General features: G+C 71.3%; 3 protein-coding genes. All 3 read left to right on the top strand.

What is annotated here, in order from left to right; translation table 11 throughout:
- The coding region (locus G6017_RS11700) for a lipase family protein (protein ID WP_241731504.1) at positions 1–476 on the top strand (476 nt) is incomplete at its 5' end.
- A gap of 29 nt (positions 477–505) precedes the next feature.
- Positions 506–1,954, top strand: coding sequence for a decaprenylphosphoryl-beta-D-ribose oxidase (gene dprE1 / locus G6017_RS11695; RefSeq protein ID WP_095717189.1), 1,449 nt, complete (start codon positions 506–508; stop codon positions 1,952–1,954).
- Between the two features lie 285 nt (positions 1,955–2,239).
- On the top strand, positions 2,240–3,001 hold the full coding sequence (gene dprE2, locus G6017_RS11690) for a decaprenylphospho-beta-D-erythro-pentofuranosid-2-ulose 2-reductase (protein ID WP_095717082.1): 762 nt from the start codon (positions 2,240–2,242) through the stop codon (positions 2,999–3,001).
- Positions 3,002–3,057: the final 56 nt, after the last annotated feature.

Raw genomic sequence — 3,057 nt, 5'->3', positions numbered from 1 at the left:
TCCCGCTGCTCAACGACACCGGTGATGTGGTGGCGCACCAGCTCCGCGACGCCTGCGCGTCGACCAACACGGTCGGCGGACTCGCTCCCTTCCCGCTGTCGGCGCTCACCGACGTCGACCCCCGCACCGATCCCACGGTGATCGAGGTCATGGCGCGGAACCGACTGGGACGCGCCGACCCCGCCCACGGGGCGGATCCCCGCGAGGTCCCCACCGGGCCCGTGCAGGTGTGGCACGCCGACGCGACCGTCCCGATGGGCCCCGGCCCGGGCTCGTCGCAGGGCCCCGGGGACACCTTCGTCCCGGAGTGGACCGCCCACAGGCTGGTCGACGAGTGGTGCGCGGCGGGTGCGGACGTGGAGTACACGCCCGTGGCCGGAGAACACGTGACCGGCGCCTACACGGCGGTCGGACCCGCTCTCGACTGGGTCGACGCCCGCGCCCGGGGCGTGCCGTTCACCACGGGGTGCCGCTGATCGCCGACCCCGGCGGTAACCTCGACCGGGTGAGCACCACGCAGCAGACCCCCCCGGCCGAGTCCGCCCTGGACACCGAACTCAAGCGACTCACCGGCTGGGGACGCACCTCGCCGGCCGTGAGCCATGTGCTCACCCCGCGCTCGGTGGAGGAGATCTCGGCGGCCGTCGCGGCGGTCAACGACGCCAACGCCTCCGGTCCCGCACACCTGCGGCGCGGGGTCGTGGCCCGGGGACTCGGCCGCTCGTACGGGGACAGCGCGCAGAACTCCGGCGGCCTCGTGCTGGACATGAGCCGCTTCAACCGCATCCACGAGCTAAACGCCGAGAAGGCGCTCGCCGTGGTCGACGCCGGTGTGAACCTGGACCAGCTCATGCGCGCCGCCCTGCCGTTCGGCCTGTGGGTGCCGGTCCTGCCGGGCACGCGCCAGGTCACCGTGGGCGGGGCGATCGGACACGACATCCACGGCAAGAACCACCACTCGGCGGGGTCGTTCGGCAACCACGTCACCCGGATGGAGCTGCTCGTCGCGGACGGCCGGGTCCTCACCCTCGAGCCCGGCGGGACGTCCGACGACCCCGGGGGCACGCTCTTCTGGGCCACGGTGGGCGGCAACGGCCTCACCGGCGTGGTCCTCAAGGTGTGGATCGCCATGACCCGCACCGAGACCGCCTTCTTCCTGGCCGACTCCGATCAGACGGCCTCGCTCGACGAGACCATCGCGCTGCACACCGACGGCTCCGAGTCGAGGTACACCTACTCCTCGGCGTGGTTCGACGCGATCAGCGCACCCCCGAAGCTCGGTCGCGCGGCGGTGTCCCGCGGTTCGCTCGCCACGCTGGCCCAGCTCGAGGAGTACGCACCCAAGCTCGCCAGGGACCCGCTGGCCATGAACGCCAAGCCGCTGGTCACGTTCCCGGACGTGTTCCCCAACGGCCTGGCCAACAAGTACACGTTCGGCCCCATCGGCGAGGTCTACTACCGCCTCGGCGGCACCTCGCGGAACAAGATCAAGACCCTCCCGGCCTTCTATCACATGCTCGATCTGTTCGGGGAGTGGAACCGCGCGTACGGGTCCGACGGCTTCCTGCAGTACCAGTTCATCGTCCCGCCCGGGGCGGTCGACGGGTTCAAGGAGATCATCGGCGACATCCAGCGGTCGGGCCACTACTCGTTCCTCAACGTGTTCAAGCTCTTCGGACCCGGCAACCAGGCCCCGCTCTCGTTCCCCATGGAGGGGTGGAACGTGTGCGTGGACTTCCCCATCAACGACCGCCTGAACGCGTTCGTCAACGAGCTCGACGCCAAGGTCATGTCGATGGGCGGCCGGCTCTACACCGCCAAGGACTCGCGGGTCCCTGCCGAGCGTTTCCACGCCATGTACCCGCAGATCGACTCGTGGATCGCCACGCGCCGTGGGATCGACCCCCACGGGGTCTTCGTCTCCGACATGGGCCGTCGTCTCGAACTGCTCTGACCCGGGGGCTGTACAGGCGGTCGTCGGCGGGCCCACAATAGGGTGACCCCGGACGACGAGGGTCGCCCGGAGGCCGATCGGGAGTCCGCCATGATCCTCCGCACCGTCGCCGCCGCCGTCGTCCTCGTCGCCGTCTCCCCGCCGTCCACCGCGTGGAGACGGGCACCGCGGAGGCCGCCCCCGGCACCTCCCGGGGTCCGCCCACCCCCACGGGGTACGCGCCCCGCCGGGTAGTCCCGGCCACCTTCCCCGTTCCGGCGGGAAGGCCTCGGTAGACTCCTGCGCATGATCAATGCCGTCGGCGTCCCCCAGACCCTGCTCCTGCTCGGAGGCACCTCCGAGATCGGCCTGGCGATCTGCGGGGAGTACCTCCAGCAGGGGCCGATGCGCGTGGTGCTGGCCTGCCTCCCCGGAGACCCGGGCATCGAGGACGCGCGCGCCGAGATGACGGCCGCCGGGGCCACCGCCGTCGACGTGGTGGACTTCGACGCCGCCGCCACCGACTCCCACCCGGCCGCCTTCGAGCAGATCTTCGCCGGGGGCGACGTCGACGTGGCCATCGTGGCGTTCGGCCTGCTCGGGGAGAACGAGGAACTCTGGTCCGATCAGCGCAAGGCCGTGCAGATCGCCCAGGTCAACTACACCGGCGCCGTCTCGGTGGGCGTGCTGCTCGCCGAGCGGATGAAGACGCAGGGATACGGCCGGATCATCGCCATGAGTTCGGCCGCCGGGCTCCGCGCCCGCCGCTCCAACTTCGTCTACGGCTCCACCAAGGCCGGGCTCGACTCCTTCTACACGGGCCTGGGCTACGCGCTCGACGAGTACGGGGTGGACGTCCTGGTGATCCGCCCGGGTCAGGTCCGCACCCGCATGTCCGCGCACGTCAAAGAGGCACCGCTCACCATCAACAAGGACGACGTCGCCCGCATCGCGGTCAAGAAGTCCGGGGCGGGCAAGGGCGCCGTCTTCGCCCCCGCCGCGTTCGGCGGCGTCATGGCCGTGCTCACCCACGTGCCGCGCCCGATCTTCCGCAAGCTCCCCTTCTGACCATGCCGGTGGCGCTCCGGGGGCCGGGCCTGGCGGCCGCGGCGACGCTGCTGGCC

It is taken from the genome of Dietzia sp. B44 (assembly GCF_014145245.1).
In the GTDB taxonomy this organism is placed as follows: domain Bacteria; phylum Actinomycetota; class Actinomycetes; order Mycobacteriales; family Mycobacteriaceae; genus Dietzia; species Dietzia natronolimnaea.
Note: the sequence above shows the minus strand (reverse complement) of the source record. Positions and strands in the feature narration are given on the sequence as shown.

Excerpts from the sequence above, each read along its gene's own strand:
- dprE2 (WP_095717082.1), top strand. The coding sequence starts at position 2,240 with ATGATCAATGCCGTCGGCGTCCCCCAGACCCTGCTCCTGCTCGGAGGC.